The 15,222-nt window shown below is 73.6% G+C and carries 15 protein-coding genes; 6 read left to right on the top strand and 9 right to left on the bottom strand.

From position 1 onward, the window contains the following. Positions 1-250: 250 nt before the first annotated feature. Together JQN83_RS12050 and JQN83_RS12055 are read left to right on the top strand one after the other, a co-directional pair. The gene (locus tag JQN83_RS12050; RefSeq protein WP_307799199.1) at positions 251-2,014 is read left to right on the top strand and encodes a CAP domain-containing protein; all 1,764 of its coding nucleotides are present in this window, start codon (positions 251-253) and stop codon (positions 2,012-2,014) included. 107 nt (positions 2,015-2,121) lie between these two features. Then, entirely contained in the window at positions 2,122-3,027 is a 906-nt protein-coding gene (locus tag JQN83_RS12055; RefSeq protein WP_208567208.1) for an endo alpha-1,4 polygalactosaminidase, read from the top strand. A 123-nt stretch (positions 3,028-3,150) separates the two neighbouring features. On the opposite strand, the gene JQN83_RS12060 is transcribed toward JQN83_RS12055, so the two are convergent. The 9 genes from JQN83_RS12060 to rsmD all read right to left on the bottom strand — a co-directional run bounded on the left by JQN83_RS12060 (position 3,151) and on the right by rsmD (position 11,057). After that, positions 3,151-5,370: an MMPL family transporter gene (locus JQN83_RS12060; protein ID WP_208567209.1), complete on the bottom strand. Its 2,220-nt coding sequence runs from the start codon at positions 5,368-5,370 to the stop codon at positions 3,151-3,153. 223 nt (positions 5,371-5,593) lie between these two features. Next, complete coding sequence (gene mutM, locus JQN83_RS12065; protein ID WP_208567210.1) at positions 5,594-6,451, bottom strand: bifunctional DNA-formamidopyrimidine glycosylase/DNA-(apurinic or apyrimidinic site) lyase; 858 nt, start codon at positions 6,449-6,451, stop codon at positions 5,594-5,596. Next, complete coding sequence (rnc, locus tag JQN83_RS12070; RefSeq protein ID WP_244252296.1) at positions 6,444-7,241, bottom strand: ribonuclease III; 798 nt, start codon at positions 7,239-7,241, stop codon at positions 6,444-6,446. The genes mutM and rnc overlap by 8 nt, the downstream gene beginning before the upstream one ends. Positions 7,242-7,349: 108 nt before the next feature. Further along, positions 7,350-8,372 carry a phosphate acyltransferase PlsX gene (locus JQN83_RS12075; RefSeq protein WP_208567445.1) on the bottom strand — a complete coding sequence of 341 codons (1,023 nt, stop codon included), beginning with the start codon at positions 8,370-8,372 and terminating at the stop codon, positions 7,350-7,352. A gap of 114 nt (positions 8,373-8,486) precedes the next feature. Further along, a complete protein-coding gene (gene rpmF, locus JQN83_RS12080) occupies positions 8,487-8,660 on the bottom strand; it encodes a 50S ribosomal protein L32 (protein ID WP_088646032.1) in 174 nt (57 codons plus the stop codon). 5 nt (positions 8,661-8,665) lie between these two features. Next, a complete protein-coding gene (locus JQN83_RS12085) occupies positions 8,666-9,229 on the bottom strand; it encodes a YceD family protein (protein WP_208567211.1) in 564 nt (187 codons plus the stop codon). Positions 9,230-9,339: 110 nt separating this feature from the next. Then, the gene (locus tag JQN83_RS12090; RefSeq protein WP_208567212.1) at positions 9,340-9,837 is read right to left on the bottom strand and encodes an SPFH domain-containing protein; all 498 of its coding nucleotides are present in this window, start codon (positions 9,835-9,837) and stop codon (positions 9,340-9,342) included. 174 nt (positions 9,838-10,011) lie between these two features. Next, positions 10,012-10,497 carry a pantetheine-phosphate adenylyltransferase gene (coaD, locus tag JQN83_RS12095; RefSeq protein ID WP_208567213.1) on the bottom strand — a complete coding sequence of 162 codons (486 nt, stop codon included), beginning with the start codon at positions 10,495-10,497 and terminating at the stop codon, positions 10,012-10,014. Next, positions 10,494-11,057, bottom strand: a complete 564-nt coding sequence (gene rsmD / locus JQN83_RS12100) for a 16S rRNA (guanine(966)-N(2))-methyltransferase RsmD (protein WP_208567214.1) — start codon at positions 11,055-11,057, stop codon at positions 10,494-10,496. The genes coaD and rsmD overlap by 4 nt, the downstream gene beginning before the upstream one ends. Before the next feature lie 306 nt (positions 11,058-11,363). Here rsmD and JQN83_RS12105 point away from each other — a divergent pair, with 306 nt between their 5' ends. From JQN83_RS12105 to JQN83_RS12120, 4 genes are all read left to right on the top strand, one after another. Continuing rightward, positions 11,364-12,629 carry a cell wall anchor protein gene (locus JQN83_RS12105; RefSeq protein ID WP_208567215.1) on the top strand — a complete coding sequence of 422 codons (1,266 nt, stop codon included), beginning with the start codon at positions 11,364-11,366 and terminating at the stop codon, positions 12,627-12,629. 98 nt (positions 12,630-12,727) lie between these two features. Further along, positions 12,728-13,594: an ABC transporter ATP-binding protein gene (locus JQN83_RS12110; protein WP_372444011.1), complete on the top strand. Its 867-nt coding sequence runs from the start codon at positions 12,728-12,730 to the stop codon at positions 13,592-13,594. Further along, a complete protein-coding gene (locus tag JQN83_RS12115) occupies positions 13,591-14,352 on the top strand; it encodes an ABC transporter permease (RefSeq protein WP_208567217.1) in 762 nt (253 codons plus the stop codon). The genes JQN83_RS12110 and JQN83_RS12115 overlap by 4 nt, the downstream gene beginning before the upstream one ends. Before the next feature lie 30 nt (positions 14,353-14,382). Further along, a complete protein-coding gene (locus tag JQN83_RS12120) occupies positions 14,383-15,153 on the top strand; it encodes a MerR family transcriptional regulator (protein ID WP_208567218.1) in 771 nt (256 codons plus the stop codon). Positions 15,154-15,222: the final 69 nt, after the last annotated feature.

Genomic DNA, 15,222 nt, shown 5'->3' on the forward strand with positions numbered 1-15,222 from the left:
GCGATAATCCGCCGTTCGTCAAGTTCTCGCAGGCCGTAGATCATCTACACGCCTACCCTGACGACTGTGCCCGGGGGCCGCAAGGCTCGGACACTCTCTGTCCGGACTTCTTGACTCTACGCCTTCCCCGGCGGCTACGGTGACCCTGGATGTCTGCCCGGCCTTAACTCTTCCTTAGCCGCGTTGCCGCTGTTCCCGTTGCCGCCGTAGCGTCACCCCGGCCCGCAACCGACCCGTGGAGGCGACAGGCGTGTACGGCTCGACCGATCCGAACGACCCGGACGCCGCATACCGACGGCCGCAGCCGTCGGCGGACGACCCGGCCTGGCTGACCGACCGTCCCGAGCCCCGCTCGGCGTACCTCTTCGGTGACGACCCGACGCCGGACGGCCCGGATCGGACCGGCCCCGACCCGGCCGGCACCTCCGCCGGGCGCTTCGCGGGTGGACCCGACCGCTGGGCCGCCGGACCGCCCCCCGCCGGTGACCACCGGGCCGACGCGGCACCCGGCCAGCACCCGGCGGAACCGACCGGAACGTGGCGGAACGAGCCGGCGGACCGGTGGCGCGACGAGCCGACCGGCCGGTGGACCGCAGCGGCCGCCGGGCAGTGGCCGGCCGCCGACCGGACCGACCATCGGCAGGACGGACCGACCGGGACGTGGCAGGACGGACCGACCGGGACGTGGCAGGACGACCGGACCGACCGCTGGCAGGCTGACCAGACCGGTCCCACGCAGGACGGGCCCGCCGGTTCGTGGCAGGACACGCCGACCGGGCCGCGGCACGGCGAACCCGACGGGCAGTGGCAGGGCGAAACCGACGGGCAGTGGCACGGCGAACCGGCCGGTGGCTGGCAGGGCGGGCACGCCGACCGGTGGCCGGACACGCAGGGCGGGCAGACCGGCCAGTGGCACGGCGAGCAGGCCGGGCCGTGGGGTGGCGAGCCGGCCGGGCCGTGGCACGGCGATGCCGCCGACCGCTGGCAGGACACGCCCGGCGAGCCGGCCGACCGCTGGCAGGACGAGCAGACCGGGCGGTGGCAGGGCGAACCGGCCGGCCCGTGGGGCGGGGACACGCACCCGGCCACCGGACAGGACGGGCCCTGGGTGGGCGAACCGGACGGGCGGCAGGCGTACCTGAGCGGAGCCGGTTCCGGGCCCGCCGACCGGGACGCCACCGCGCTCGCCCCGGCGGTCGTGCCGGCCGGCGGACCGACGACGACACCCACCGGCAACGGCCGGCCGACACCCACCGGCCCCGGCCGGCCGCGTCGCCGGCTGAAGCGTCCACTGCTCATCGGCGGGGCCGCCGCCGCGGCGACCCTGGTGGTGAGCCTGGGCATCGGCGCGCTGCTGCTGCCCGACGACGACGAGCGCACCGACCCGGCCGCCCTCGACGAACCCGTGGCCACCGCGCCGGTCATCCCGGACACCGCACCAAGCACCACCGCCCCTACCTCCCCCAGCCCGTCGCCGAGCCCGTCGGCGGCGTCGCCGAGCCCGTCGCCGAGCCGGAGCGTCACGCCGACGCCCGCCCCGAGCCGGACCCAGCCGGCGTCCCGGCAGACCACCCGGGGCGGCAACATCCCCACCGCGGCGACCACCACCCGGGCCGCGGTCAGCGGCGGCGGGGGCAGCCAGGTCCAGCAGGTCGTCGACCTGGTCAACGCCGAACGGGCCAAGGCCGGCTGCGCCGCCGTCACGGTGGACGCCAAGCTGACCCTCGCCGCCCAGCAGCACAGCCAGGACCAGGCCGACCACAAGAACATGACGCACACCGGCAGCGACGGCAGCGACGCCGGCCAGCGGCTGGACCGGGCCGGTTACACCTGGCGCACCTACGGCGAGAACGTCGCCTGGAACCAGCAGTCCCCGGCTGCGGTGATGGACGCCTGGATGAACAGCTCCGGCCACCGGGCCAACATCCTCAACTGCGCGTTCACCGAGATCGGCGTGGGTGTGGCCAGTAGCAACGGGCCGTACTGGACGCAGGACTTCGCCGCCCCGCGCTGACCGGGGACGGCCGGCCCCCGGCGACGACGTGACCGCGTCGTCGCCGGGGGCCTCTCGTTTGACCGGGTGAGGCGTGCGACGTACCGCACGGGACCCGGGAGCCGCCGATGCGCATCCGGCCGTCAGCGTCCGCGACGCGCGGCGGGTCGCCGCTGCCCACCCGGCCACCGCTGCGCCACCCGGCCCGCCGGGTGCTGTCGGCCACGCTGGCACTCACCCTGCTGACCCCGGTGTACGCCTGCCGTCCCGACCTCGGCCCGCCCGGCGCACCGACCCCGTGGCCGCCCGGCACGGCCCGGCAGTGGCGGTGGCAGTGGCAGCTCACCGGCCCGGTCGACACCACCGTCGACGCCGACGTCTTCCTCCTCGACCCGGTCCGGGTGAGCACCGCCGAGACCGGGGCGTTGCGTCGGCGCGACCGGCGGCTGATCTGTCACGTGCCGGTCGGGACGTACGCCGGGAAGGATCCGGACGCCGCGCGCTACCCGGCGGCGGTCGGCGGCGGTGCGGCGGGGCGGCCCGGGAGCCGGTGGGTCGACATCCGGCGGTGGGACCTGCTGCGTCCCGTCCTGGCCGACCGGTTCCGGCTCTGCCGGGGCAAGGGTTTCGGCGCGGTGGCCCTCGTCGACGCCGACGGGTACGCCCACCGGTCGGGTTTCCCGCTCGACTTCGACGACCAGTTGGCGTTCAACCGGCGGTCCGCCGCGCTGGCCCGGACCCTGGGTCTCTCCCCCGGCCTGGTCGGCGACGTCGCGCAGGTGGCCACGCTGGCCCCGGACTTCGACTTCGCGGTCGACGAGGAGTGCGTCCGGCTGCGCCGCTGCGCCAAGCTGCTCCCGTTCGCCGACGCGGACAAGCCGGTCTTCCAGGTCGAGTACGCCGGGGACCCGGCGGGTTTCTGCGTGACGACCGTCGGCTACGGCTTCGCCTCGATCCGCAAGAACCGCACCCTGGACGCCTGGCGCGTGCCCTGTCCCACCGTCCCCGGACCGGTCCCCGGCACACCGGGGTGACCCGGACCGCGAGCTGCGGTCCGGGTCATCCGCGCCGCCGGCCACGGCGCTGCACCACCCGCAAGGGCGGTCACCGGCGGCGAGTGGGCGGGGCGGCGGCCCCGGGGCTGGTGGAACGGCCGGTCAGTGTGCCCCGACCAGCTCCGGCGTCGGGTCGGCCGGTGGGGTGGCGGCGGGCCGGCTGCGCCCGCGCAGGAAGCGGGGCGCCCACCAGTTGGCCTCACCGAGCAGGGTCATCACCGACGGCAGCACCACCGCCCGGATGATCGTGGCGTCCAGCAGGATCGCCGCGGCCAGCCCGATACCGAGCTGCTTCATGTCGATCGTGCTGAGCGAGGCGAAGATCGCGAACACTCCCACCATCACGATCGCCGCGCTGGTCACCACACCCGCCGAGGAGGTGATGCCGTAGGCGACCGCGTCGGCGTTGGACCGGCCGGCGCGTACCGCCTCCCGGATCCGGCTGACCACGAAGACGTGGTAGTCCATGGAGAGCCCGAAGAGCACCACGAACAGGAACAGCGGCAGCCAGGAGACGATCGCCCCCATCGAGGTGAAACCGAGCAGGTCCTGCGCCCACTCGCCCTGGAAGACCAGCACCAGCAGGCCGTAGGCGGCCCCGGCGGAGAGCAGGTTGAGCAGGATCGAGGTGAGGGCGACCACCACCGACCGGAACGTCCAGGTCATCACGAGGAAGGTCAGCGCCAGCACGAACGCCATCACCAGCGGCAGCTTCTCCCGGATGTGCCGGGCGTAGTCCTCGCTGGCGGCCACCCCGCCACCGACGGCGTACTCGACGCCGGGGATGCCACGCAGTGCGGCGGGCAGCAGGTCGTCGCGGAGTTCGTGCAGGGAGCGCACCGACCGGTCGTCCCGGCTGGCGTACGGGGTGGCCACCTCCAGCACCGACACCCGGCGGTCCGCCGACACCTCGATCTTCGGGCCGTCCGCCTCCACGGGGGCGAACAGCGGGTCGGCGGCGGCGGTGCGGGCCAGCCCGGTCAGCGCGACGCGCACCTGGTCGGCCTGTTCGGCGGGGGCCCGGACGGCGACCGTGTGGCTGGTGCCGGTGCTCGGGAAGGCGGCGGTCAGCCGGTCGTACGCCTGCATCGCCGGGGTGGTCCGGGGCAGGTCCTCCATGCCGGGGAACTTCAGCTTCATGCCGAGCGCCGGGGCGGCCAGGGCGAGCAGCAGCCCCACCGAGACGATCAGGGTGGCCCGGGGCGCGCGCAGCGCGGGCCGCAGCACCGCCGGCCAGAACCGGGGCCGGGCCGGCTGCCCGTGCCGTCCGGTGCGGGGCGCGGTGAGCCGCCACAGCAGCGGCACCCGGGGGCGGTCCACCCAGCGGCCCAGCTTGGCCAGCAGCGCCGGCAGCACGGTCAGCGAGCCGGTCACCGCGACGGCGACCACCAGGATCGAGCCGACGGCGAGGGACGAGAAGACCACGTCGTCGGCGAGCATCAGGCCGGCCATCGAGATGATCACCGCGAAGCCGGAGACGACCACGGCATGCCCGGAGGTCTCGGCGGCGATCTCCACCGCGTCCAGCCCGGACCGGCCCTTGGCCCGTTCCTCCCGTTCCCGTCGGACGTAGAACAGCGAGTAGTCCACCCCGACGGCCATCCCGATCAGCAGGATCACGCTGGAGGTGGTGTCGGTGGCGGGCACCAGGTGGGAGGCGAGGGTGGACAGCCCCATCGCGGCGGCCACCGAGGAGAGCGCCAGCAGCACCGGCACCCCGGCGGCGATCAGCGCGCCGAACGCGACGATCAGGATGGCCAGGGTGACCGGCAGGCTGAGCAGCTCGGCCCGCTTGAAGTCCCGGCCCAGGGTGTCGTCCAGCGCCTGGTTGATCGACGGGCCGCCGACCTGCTCGATCCGCAGCTGCGGGTGGGCGGCCTGGGCGGCGGCGGTGGCGTCGCGCAGCGGCTGCACCCGGTCGGCGGCGGTCTCCGGATCACCGGCCATGGTGATCGGCACCAGCAGCGCGGCACCGTCGCGCGACGGCACCGGCTCGCCCACCGACGCCACTCCGGTGATCTGCCGCAGCCGGTCGGCCGCGTCGGTCGCGGCGGCCTGCGCGGCGGCCCGGTCCAGGGTGCCGGTACGCGGGGTGATCAGGATGTTCTCCACCGCCGGATCGGTGAACTTCCCCTCGGTGACGATCACGTCGGCGTGACCGGACTCGCCGATCGCCTGGTCCGCCTGGGTGGCCTCGTTCAGGCCGGCGGCGTTGCCACCGACGAAACACACCGCCACGAAGACCACCCAGAGCGCGATCGCGCGCCACGGGTGCTCGGCGCTCCACCGCGCCAACCGCACCGTCACCGGTCTGCCGCCCATCTCCGTCGGGCCCCCTTCCCGCCGGCGCCCTGCCGACCGTGCTGACGCTAGGGACGGCGACGGCGGGGCACATCGGGGAACGGCCCCGGCCCACCCCGGACGCCGCGGAGGCGGCCGGGTCGGGTCGCCCGGGACGACCGACCGGGTGGATCAGCGTAAATCCGGCAGAGGCCCGGAGTGCCGTCGGCGCGGCACACCGGTGCAACCCCGAACCGGGTCGGGGTCACCCCCTGAGGGCACCCCGGGGGCGGGGCTGACAGCGCGGGCAGCTGTACGACGACCGGTTCATGAACGCCTCCCGGCGGATCGGCGCCCCGCAACGCCGGCAGGGTTCCCCTTCCCGGCCGTAGGCGTTGAGCGACCTGTCGAAGTAGCCGCTCTCCCCGTTGACGTTGACGTACAGGTCGTCGAAGCTCGTGCCGCCCTGCTTGATCGCCTCGGCCAGGACGTCCCGTACGTGCCCGAGCAGCCGACCCGCGGCGGGGGCGGTCACCGCGTCGGTGGGGCGGGCCCCGTGCAGCCGGGCCCGCCACAGCGCCTCGTCGGCGTAGATGTTGCCCACCCCGGAGATCAGTGTCTGGTCCAGCAGGGCCCGTTTGACCTCCGTACGCCGTCGGCGCAGGGCGGTGACGAACCCGGTGTCGGAGAATTCCGGGTCCATCGGGTCGCGGGCGATGTGCGCGATCTCGGCGGGCAGAACGGCGCTGCCCTCGCTGACCGCCAGCCCACCGAACGTCCGCTGGTCGACGAAGCGCAGTTGCGGGCCGTCGTCGGCGAACCGGAACCGGACCCGCAGGTGCAGCTCGTCGGCCGCCTCGGCCGGCTGGAGCAGCAACTGCCCCGACATGCCCAGGTGGCCGACGAGCGCGTCACCGCTGTCCAGTGGCAGCCAGAGGTACTTGCCGCGCCGCCGCACGTCGGTCACCGTCCGGCCGGCGAGCACGTCGGCGAAGTGCGCCGGGCCGGGGACGTGTCGCCGCACGGCCCGGGGGTGGCGCACCTCCACCGTCGAGATCCGTCGACCGGTGACCCACTGGGCCAGCCCCTGCCGCACCGTCTCGACCTCGGGCAGTTCAGGCACGACCCAGACCCGCCTCGGCGGTCTCGTCGGCCGCCGGCTCCTGCGCGTCGGGTGGCGCGGCGTCCGCGCGGTCCCGCTCGGCCTGCGCGGTCAGCTCCCGCCAGGCCGCGTCGGCGGCCCGCTGTTCGGCCTCCTTCTTACTGCGCCCCTCGGATCCGCCGTAGCGGTTGCCGGCCACCACCACCCAGGCCGTGAAGGTCTTCAGGTGGTCGGGTCCGGTGCCCTCGATCCGGTACTCGGGCACGCCCAGCCCCAGCGCGGCGGTCAGCTCCTGGAGGCTGGTCTTCCAGTCCAGGGCGGCGCCCCGGCCCGCCGACTCGGCCATCAGCGGATCGAACAGCCGGTGGATGACCTCCGCTGCGGTGTCCAGCCCGTACTGGAGGTAGATCGCGCCGAGCAGCGCCTCCAGGGTGTCGGCGAGGATGCTCGCCTTGTCCCGGCCGCCGGTGCTCTCCTCCCCCTTGCCGAGCAGCAGGTAGGCGCCGAGCCCGTCGGGGCCGAGCCCCCGGGCGACGTCGGCCAGGGCACGCATGTTGACCACGCTGGCCCGCAGCTTCGCCAGTTGCCCCTCGGGCAGGTCCGGGTGGTTGCGGAACAACGCCGTGGTGATCACCACGCCGAGCACCGAGTCACCGAGGAACTCCAGCCGCTCGTTGGTCGGCAGCCCACCGTTCTCGTAGGCGTACGACCGGTGGGTCAACGCCCGCTCCAGCAGCTCGGGGTCGAGGGTCACCCCGAACGCCGTCTCCAGGTGGGCGACGGGCGCGCGCCGCCGCTTGTCGTTGGTCATGCTCCTACCTCTGCTCCGTTCCCGCCGGCGGGGTACGCGGACTCATGGCCCGTACGCCGGTGACCTGTTCGTTCAGGACTGCGAGGCTGGCCGGCACACACCTGGTGCTCATGGCCGTCTCCTCGGCTCGCGGCGATCCGCACCGGGAGGATCGGACCCGGCCGATGCCTGCGGGTCCTCCTGGTCGGTGCCGCCGCCGGTCGGCAGGCCGGCGATCTGTTCCCGGACCCGGTCGGTGGCCCGGCGACGCCACAGGTGGGCGGCCAGGGCGATGCCGGAGGCGACGTCGTCGGGGGTCGCCGCGCCGTGGCAGACCACCACGGTGCCGGCCACCCCGAGCAGGGCCGCCGCCCGCGGGGCGTCACCGCCGGCGGGTGGGCCCCCGGTCATCGTGTACGCCCCCTCGATGGCCTTGAGCAGGACGTTACCGGTGAAACCGTCGGTTACCACCACGTCGGCGCGCAGGCCGAGCGTCACGTCGTAGCCCTCGACCAGCCCGACGTAGCGGGCGGCGCAGGGCAGTGGGGCGGCGGCGAGGAGGGGGTCGGCGGTGCGGCGGGGGCGGTCCCCCTTGCCGGTCTCGGTGCCCACCGAGAGCAGGCCGACCCGGGGTGCGACGATGGCGTGCGCGACGGCGGCGTAGGCCGCGCCGAGCACGGCGTGCCGGGCCAGGGTGGCCGGGCGGGGCTCCAGCGAGCCGCCGACGTCGAGCAGGATCACCGGGCCGGAGACGGCCGGCAGGCTCGCCACCAGCGCGGGCCGGCGCACGTCGACCCAGCGGCCGAAGCCGAGGGCGGCGGCGGAGACGGTGGCGCCGGTGGACCCGGCGGAGACCAGGGCGTCGGCGGCGCCGTCGCGGACGGCGGAGACGGCCGCGCGGACGGTGCTGTCGGCCCGTGGGGCGTGGTCGGCCGGCCCGGCGGCGGTACGGGTCGCGCGGATGGTGATCCGGGTCCGTTGCTCCGGGGTCAGGGCGTCGACCACCCCGGCCGCGACCTCGGTCGGGCCGACGAGCAGCAGGTGCAGGTCCGGGTCGGCCCGCACCGCCCGCAGAGCGCCGTCAACCACGACGGCGGGAGCATCGTCCCCGCCGAGGAGGTCAACGGCGATCCGCGCGGTGCCCGGCTCCATCGCCACGCCGGCCGGAGCGGGCCGGTCGACGTCGGAGGGAGCCGGGGCACCGGGCGATCGCCGGGGTGCGCGCGCCACCCGACCTGTGGTCGGGGGTGTCACTCGGCGTCCAGGTCAGACCTCGAGAACCTGGCGGCCGTTGTACGTGCCGCAGACGGAGCACGCCGCGTGCGGCAGCTTGGGGGACTTGCACTGCGGGCAGGCCACGGTCGCGACCACAGCCGCCTTCCAGTTCGCCCGGCGGGACCGGGTGTTGCTGCGCGACATCTTGCGCTTCGGGACGGCCACGGTTCCTACTCCTCTGTACGGTTCAGTTGCGACAGGCTCGCCCAACGCGGGTCGATCTGCTGGTGGCTGTGATCGGCCGGCAGATCGTCCCAGTGCACCCCGCACTCGGGGCACAGTCCTGGGCAGTCCTCCCGGCAGAGCGGGTTGGTCGGCAGCGTGAGCACCACCGCGTCCCGCAGCGCCGGCTCCAGGTCGATCAGATCGTCCTGCATCCGGCCCACCTCGTCCTCGTCGGTCGTGATGTCCGTGGTGCTGTTCTCGTACGCGTACAGCTCCTGGACGTTCACGGTCAACGAGTAGTCGATCGCGCGCAGGCAACGACCGCACTCGCCCTGGACGGGACCGGTGATGGTCCCGGAGACGAGCACACCCTCGGACACCGACTCCAACCTCAGGTCGAGGTCGAGGTCCGCACCCTCCGGCACGCTGATCAACTCTCCGCCGAGGTCCGCCGGTGCCGGCACGACCCGCCGATGCGTACGCAACGCACCAGGGCGACGCGGCAGGTCCCTCGTGTCGAGGACCAGCGGCGCCCTGGGGTTGAGTGATGAAGGCGAGTGTTTGGGCATAGTCAGACTCCGGCCGGTGAGAGGCCGACAAAAAAGGTTACCTGGGCGACCGCCGGATCGTCGAACCGGGGGCGACGCCCGACCCGTCCGTCGGTGCGATGAGGTGCCGCTCAGAAGGGTAGCGGGCGCTCCGCCTCGTCCCCACCGAAGGTGCCGATCTCCCGTAGCGCGTGCATCTTGTCCCGCCCGCGCTCGATCGACGCCAGCGCCCGGGTGAGGAACTGCTCGAAGTTCGCCAGCGCGGTGTCGACGTAGTCGTCGACCTCCTCCCGCAGCCGCTGCGCCTCGGCGCGGGCCTCGGCGATGATCCGGGCCCCCTCGTGCTCGGCGGAGACCGTGATCTCGTTCACCGAGACCAGGCGGGCGTGTTCCGCCTCACCTTCGCTGATGATCCGGTCGGCCTCCCGCTTACCGGCATCCATGATCTTGTCGCGCTCCTCCAGGAGGGCGGCGGCGCGACGCAGGTCGGCGGGGAGGTCGGCGCGCATCTCGTCGAGAGCCGCGATCATCTCGCCCCGGTCGACCATGCAGTTGTTGCGCGACATCGGGACGGAGCGCGCCTGCTCCAGCACGCCGATCAGTTCGTCGATGCGATCGAGCGGGTCCACCGGTACCTCACCCCTGTCGTTCGTCTGCCGACCTACATGATGCGGCCTGCGCCCGACTTCGGCGCTGCACCACATGATGTCGTGCCCGGGCCACCACCGCCCTCACCACCCCGCCACGACGCGCCGCCCGCCTCCGATCCGCCGCCCCGGCGTCGGGGGGCCGGCGGCGGGCGGTCAGGGGCGCGGGGTGGTGAGCCGGGCCGCGAGCGCCTGCCGGACGGTGTCGGGGACGTGGGACGAGATGTCGCCGCCCCACTTGGCCACGTCCTTGACCAGGCTGGAGGAGAGGAACGAGTAGAGCGGGTTGGTCGGCATGAACAGGGTCTCCACGCCGGCCAGGCCGATGTTCATCTGGGCCATCTGCAACTCGTAGTCGAAGTCGCTGACCGCCCGCAGGCCCTTGATCAGCACACTCGCCTCCTGCGCCCGGCAGAAGTCGACGAGCAGCCCACGGAAGGACGCCACCCGCACGTTGCCGTACGAGGAGGTCACCTCGTGGAGCATGTCGATCCGCTCCTCGACGGTGAACAGGCCACTCTTGGACTGGTTCACCAGCACACCGACGATCACCTCGTCGAAGAGCCGGCTGGCCCGTCCGATGATGTCGAGGTGTCCGTTGGTGACCGGGTCGAACGAGCCGGGACACACCGCACGTCTCATGATCGGCGACCGTACCAAAGAGTGGTCTCGCCGTAACGCCGGCTGCGTTCGGCGGTGATGCCCCGCACCCAGTCGACCGGGCCGGTACGGGTGGACCGCTCGACCACCACCAGCGCGTCGGGGGCGAGCCAGTCGTGCTCCACCAGCGCGGTCAGCAGGGCGGCGATCTCGGTGTCCGGCACCGCGTAGGGGGGGTCGGCGAAGACCACGTCGTACGACACGTCGCCGGGGCCGGCCGCGAGCACGCCGGCCACCTTGCCGGTGACCAGCCGGGCGGCCGGGGCGGCCCGGAGCGCGGCGACGTTCTCCCGGATCACCCGGGCGGCCCGGGGATCGGACTCGACCAGCAGCACGTGCTCGGCCCCCCGGGACAGCGCCTCCAGCCCGACCGCGCCGGAGCCGGCGTACAGGTCGGCGAAGCGCGCGCCGACCAGATCCACCTCGGCGGCGACGGCGCTGAACAGTGCCTCGCGCACCCGGTCGGAGGTGGGGCGGGTGCCGGCGCCGGGGGGTGCGGCGATCCGCCGACCGCCGAGCGTGCCGGCCACGATCCGGGTCACCGTCTTTCCCTGCGCATGCCTGTGACGCTACGCGACCACCGACGCGGGCCGGCGACGCGGTGCGCCCCGTCCGGGTGACCGGAACATCACCCCCAGTAGATCAATGATCTCGAATACATAACAACACTCCCGGTGCCCGTCGTGCACTATGTCCGTATCGACGGGCCCACTAGGGTCGGCCCGGTGCCGGTGCCGCTCCGCCGGCCAGGGCGTCGCACGGCGTCGTCACGGCGCTCCCGACACGCGCCGTGACCAGGCAACGCCACCCCCGCCGCGCCCTGACGCACCCTCACCCCGGGAGTACGCGTGATCCGTCCCCAGCTGTCGCTACGGCGACCGCTCGCCGTGACCGCCGCCGCCCTGGCCGGCCTGGCCACGGTCCTCGCCTGCACCGCCCCGGCGGGCGCCAGCTCACCCTCGCCGTCCCCCACGCCCACCACGACGGCGAGCGCGACCGCCACCACCCCGGCGGGCGGGCAGTCCACGTCGTCCTGTGTCGCCGCCGCCGACGCGCGTTACACGCACACCTTCGACGGTCCGGCGGGCCGCGCCTCGATCACCCTGACCAACGGCCCACTCTGCCGGGGCGAGGAGCAGGACCTGGCCCTGGTGTCGTACGTGACGCCGTCGGCGACGTTCGCCGTGCCGCAGTACGTGCTCGACAAGTCGATCAAGATGTTCACCGGGGTCGCCCCGGGCGAGCTGGGGGTGGCCACCCTCGACTTCGCCGTCGAGGTGCCGAACTGCCACACCCAGGTCGACTTCGTCTTCGGCAGCAAGCTGATCGACCCGCTGACCGACACCAGTGACCGGTACGGCGACCGCAAGGTCGGCAGCCCGTCCGGCATCGGCGCCCGCTCCACTGGCCCGCGTGCCTGGTTCAACGGCGGTTCAGGCACCTGCTCCGCGGCCCCCGAGGTGATCGCCGAGTCCGACTGCGACGGCAACGTCGAACTGACCCTGGTCAACCGCAGCGGCAACGCTGCGGCGACGTTCACCATCACCGGCAGCGGTGGCTTCACCGAGAAGGTGACCGTCCCCCTGCGCAAGATCGAGACCCGCAAGCTCAGCGCCGGGGAGGCGCAGGACATCACCGTGGCCGCCGCCGGCATGAAGGACTTCACCGGTGGGTGGCAGAAGCCCGAGGACTGCCAGCAGCCCGAGGCCGGCACGCCCGACGCCAGCTATGAGTCCAGCTGCGACAAGATGGTCTTCCGGATCAGCAACCCGGAGGACGGCACCCCGCTGACCTCGGTCTTCACCCCCAACAAGGGCGAGCCGAAGAAGCTCACCGTCGAGCCGGGACGGACCGGGACGGTCAGCTTCCCCGCCACCAAGGGGCTCACCGTCACCGTCACCGGCGACCTCGACTCCGGCGGCCCGGTGAAGTGGGAGCAGCCGGAGGACTGCCCGTCCACCGGTGGTGGCGGTGGCGGCGGCGACCAGGACGGCGGCCTCCCGGTGACCGGTGCGGCGGCCGGCGCCATCGCCGCCGGCGCGGCCACCCTGCTGGTGGCCGGCGCGGTGCTCTTCCTCGTCGCCCGACGCCGACGGATCCACTTCACCGTCTGACCGCAGCACGCCCCCGGGGCGCGTCGACCGACCGGTCGACGCGCCCCGCGCGTTTCGGGCTTGACCCTGCCGCAGCGTCAACCCCGGATGCTGACGCCATGTCAGCCGATCAATCGACAATGTCGCCGGCCCATGGGCCCGCCATCCAGGTCCGGGGCCTGACGAAGTCCTACCGGGAACTGCGCGTGCTGCGCGGGGTGGACCTCGACGTGGCACCGGGCAGCATCCTCGCCCTGCTCGGCGCCAACGGGGCGGGGAAGACCACCCTGGTACGCATCCTGGCCACCCTGCTCAAACCCGACGGCGGGACGGCCCACGTGCACGGTCTCGACGTCACCACCCGGGCGGCGAGGGTACGGGAGTCCGTCAGCCTCACCGGCCAGTTCGCCGCCGTCGACGAGATCCTCACCGGCCGGGAGAACCTGGTGCTGGTCGCCCGGCTGCGCCACCTGCGCGACCCCGGTCGGGTCGCCGACGACCTGCTCGGCCGCTTCGCGCTCACCGAGGCGGGAGGCCGGCGGGTGGGCACGTACTCCGGTGGGATGCGCCGCCGCCTCGACATCGCGATGAGCCTCATCGGCGACCCGCCGGTGGTCTTCCTCGACGAACCGACCACCGGGCTCGACCCGCAGGGCCGGCTGGAGGTGTGGCAGGCCGTCCGGGAACTCGCCCGGCAGGGCACGACGGTGCTGCTCACCACGCAGTACCTCGACGAGGCGGAGCAGCTCGCCGACCGGATCGCCGTCCTGCACCACGGGCGCATCATCGCCGACGGCACGCTCGCCGAACTCCGCCGGCTGCTCCCACCCGCCACCGTGGAGTACGTCGAGAAGCAGCCCACCCTGGAGGACGTGTTCCTGGCCATCGTCGGCGACGGCGACGGCGACGACGGGACCCGCACCCGCACCGATGAGACCGTGGACGCCGTCGCCCCGACGGCACGAGCAGTTGAGGAACCCCGATGACCAGACACTTCCTCGGTGACACCGCCGCCCTGCTGGGGCGGTCGCTGCGACACATCAGCCGCAGCCCGGACACCATCATCACCACCGCGATCATGCCGATCGCGTTCCTGCTGCTCTTCGTCTACGTGTTCGGCGGCGCGATCGAGACCGGGTCCGACCGGTACGTCAACTACCTGCTGCCCGGCATCCTGCTGATCACGGTCGTCTCCGGCATCTCCTACACCGCCTACCGGCTCTTCCTGGACCTCAAGGGCGGCATCTTCGAACGGTTCCAGTCCATGCCGATCGCCCGCTCGGCCGTGCTCTGGGCGCACGTGCTGACCTCGCTGGTGGCCAACCTGATCTCACTCGTGGTGGTGGTGCTGGTCGCCCTGGCCATGGGCTTCCGCTCGGGGGCCGGCGTGCTGGGCTGGCTGGCGGTCGCCGGCATCATGCTGCTGTTCACCCTGGCGCTGACCTGGCTCGCGGTCATCCCGGGCCTCACCGCCACCTCCGTCGACGGCGCGAGCGCGTTCTCCTACCCGCTCATCCTGCTGCCGTTCGTCAGCTCCGCCTTCGTGCCCACCGACACCATGCCCGGCCCGGTACGCGCGTTCGCCGAGCACCAGCCGGTGACGTCCATAGTGAACACGATCCGCGCCCTGTTCGCCGGCCAGCCGGTGGGCGGCGACATCTGGACCGCGCTCGCCTGGTGCGCCGGCCTCCTCGTCCTCGCGTACGCCGGCGCGATGGCCGTCCACCACCGCAAGGTCGGTTGACGGTGCTCCCACGTCGGGCAGGCTGAGGCCATGTTGACGATCGGACGGTTGGCGTCCTACGCCGGGGTGACCATCCGCGCCGTACGGCACTACCACCAGATCGGGCTGCTGCCGGAGCCGGAACGCGACGCCTCCGGCTACCGGACGTACGACGCGGCTGCGGTGGTGCGGCTGGTGAGGATCCGGACCCTCGCCGAGGCCGGCGTCCCGCTGGCCCGGGTCCGCGAACTGCTCGACGCCGACCCGGAGACGTTCACCGCCGCCACCGCCGGGATCGACCGCCAGCTGCGGGCCCAGATCCGGGCGTTGCAGGAGCACCGACGACGGATCGCCCGGCTCAGCGGCGGTGACACCCTCGCCGTCCCCCCGGAGGTGGTCGACTACCTGGACCGGCTCCGCGCCGCCGGTGTGCCAACGGTCGCCGTCGAGGCCGAGCGGGACGGGTGGATCCTGATGGCGGCGCGCTGGCCGGACGCGATCCCGGCGATGATGGCCGACAAGGTGGCCCAGCTGGACAATCCCCAGGTCGTCCAGCTCTACCGGCTGGTCGGCCGGCTCGCCGAGAACTGGCAGGACGAGGAGTTGCTGCGCGAGACGGCCGACCTGATGGCCGACCTGTTCGCGCAGGCGGACGCCGCCGGGGAGCTGGAGATGCAGGAGGAGGTCACCCCGGACCCCGCGTTCGTCCGGTTGATGGACTCGTTCGCCGACGCCGCCCATCCGGTCGTCAGGCGACTGCGCAGACTCGTCGCCGACCGGGGCTGGACCGGCTGGACCGTCGTCGAGAAACGCCGCCCCTGAGCCGCCGGGCGGTAGCCCTCCGTCCGGGGGGACGCCGCCGGGCGGTAGCCCCTTGTCCAAGGGATGCCG

Source organism: Micromonospora antibiotica (assembly GCF_017599305.1).
GTDB classification, from domain to species: domain Bacteria; phylum Actinomycetota; class Actinomycetes; order Mycobacteriales; family Micromonosporaceae; genus Micromonospora; species Micromonospora antibiotica.

Bases quoted from the DNA above. Each gene is read 5' to 3' on its own strand.
- JQN83_RS12055 (WP_208567208.1), top strand. From the start codon at position 2,122: ATGCGCATCCGGCCGTCAGCGTCCGCGACGCGCGGCGGGTCGCCGCTG.
- JQN83_RS12060 (WP_208567209.1), bottom strand. From the start codon at position 5,370: ATGGGCGGCAGACCGGTGACGGTGCGGTTGGCGCGGTGGAGCGCCGAG.
- rnc (WP_244252296.1), bottom strand. From the start codon at position 7,241: ATGACCAACGACAAGCGGCGGCGCGCGCCCGTCGCCCACCTGGAGACG.
- JQN83_RS12075 (WP_208567445.1), bottom strand. From the start codon at position 8,372: ATGGAGCCGGGCACCGCGCGGATCGCCGTTGACCTCCTCGGCGGGGAC.
- JQN83_RS12085 (WP_208567211.1), bottom strand. From the start codon at position 9,229: ATGCCCAAACACTCGCCTTCATCACTCAACCCCAGGGCGCCGCTGGTC.
- coaD (WP_208567213.1), bottom strand. From the start codon at position 10,497: ATGAGACGTGCGGTGTGTCCCGGCTCGTTCGACCCGGTCACCAACGGA.
- JQN83_RS12110 (WP_372444011.1), top strand. From the start codon at position 12,728: ATGTCAGCCGATCAATCGACAATGTCGCCGGCCCATGGGCCCGCCATC.
- JQN83_RS12115 (WP_208567217.1), top strand. From the start codon at position 13,591: ATGACCAGACACTTCCTCGGTGACACCGCCGCCCTGCTGGGGCGGTCG.
- JQN83_RS12120 (WP_208567218.1), top strand. From the start codon at position 14,383: ATGTTGACGATCGGACGGTTGGCGTCCTACGCCGGGGTGACCATCCGC.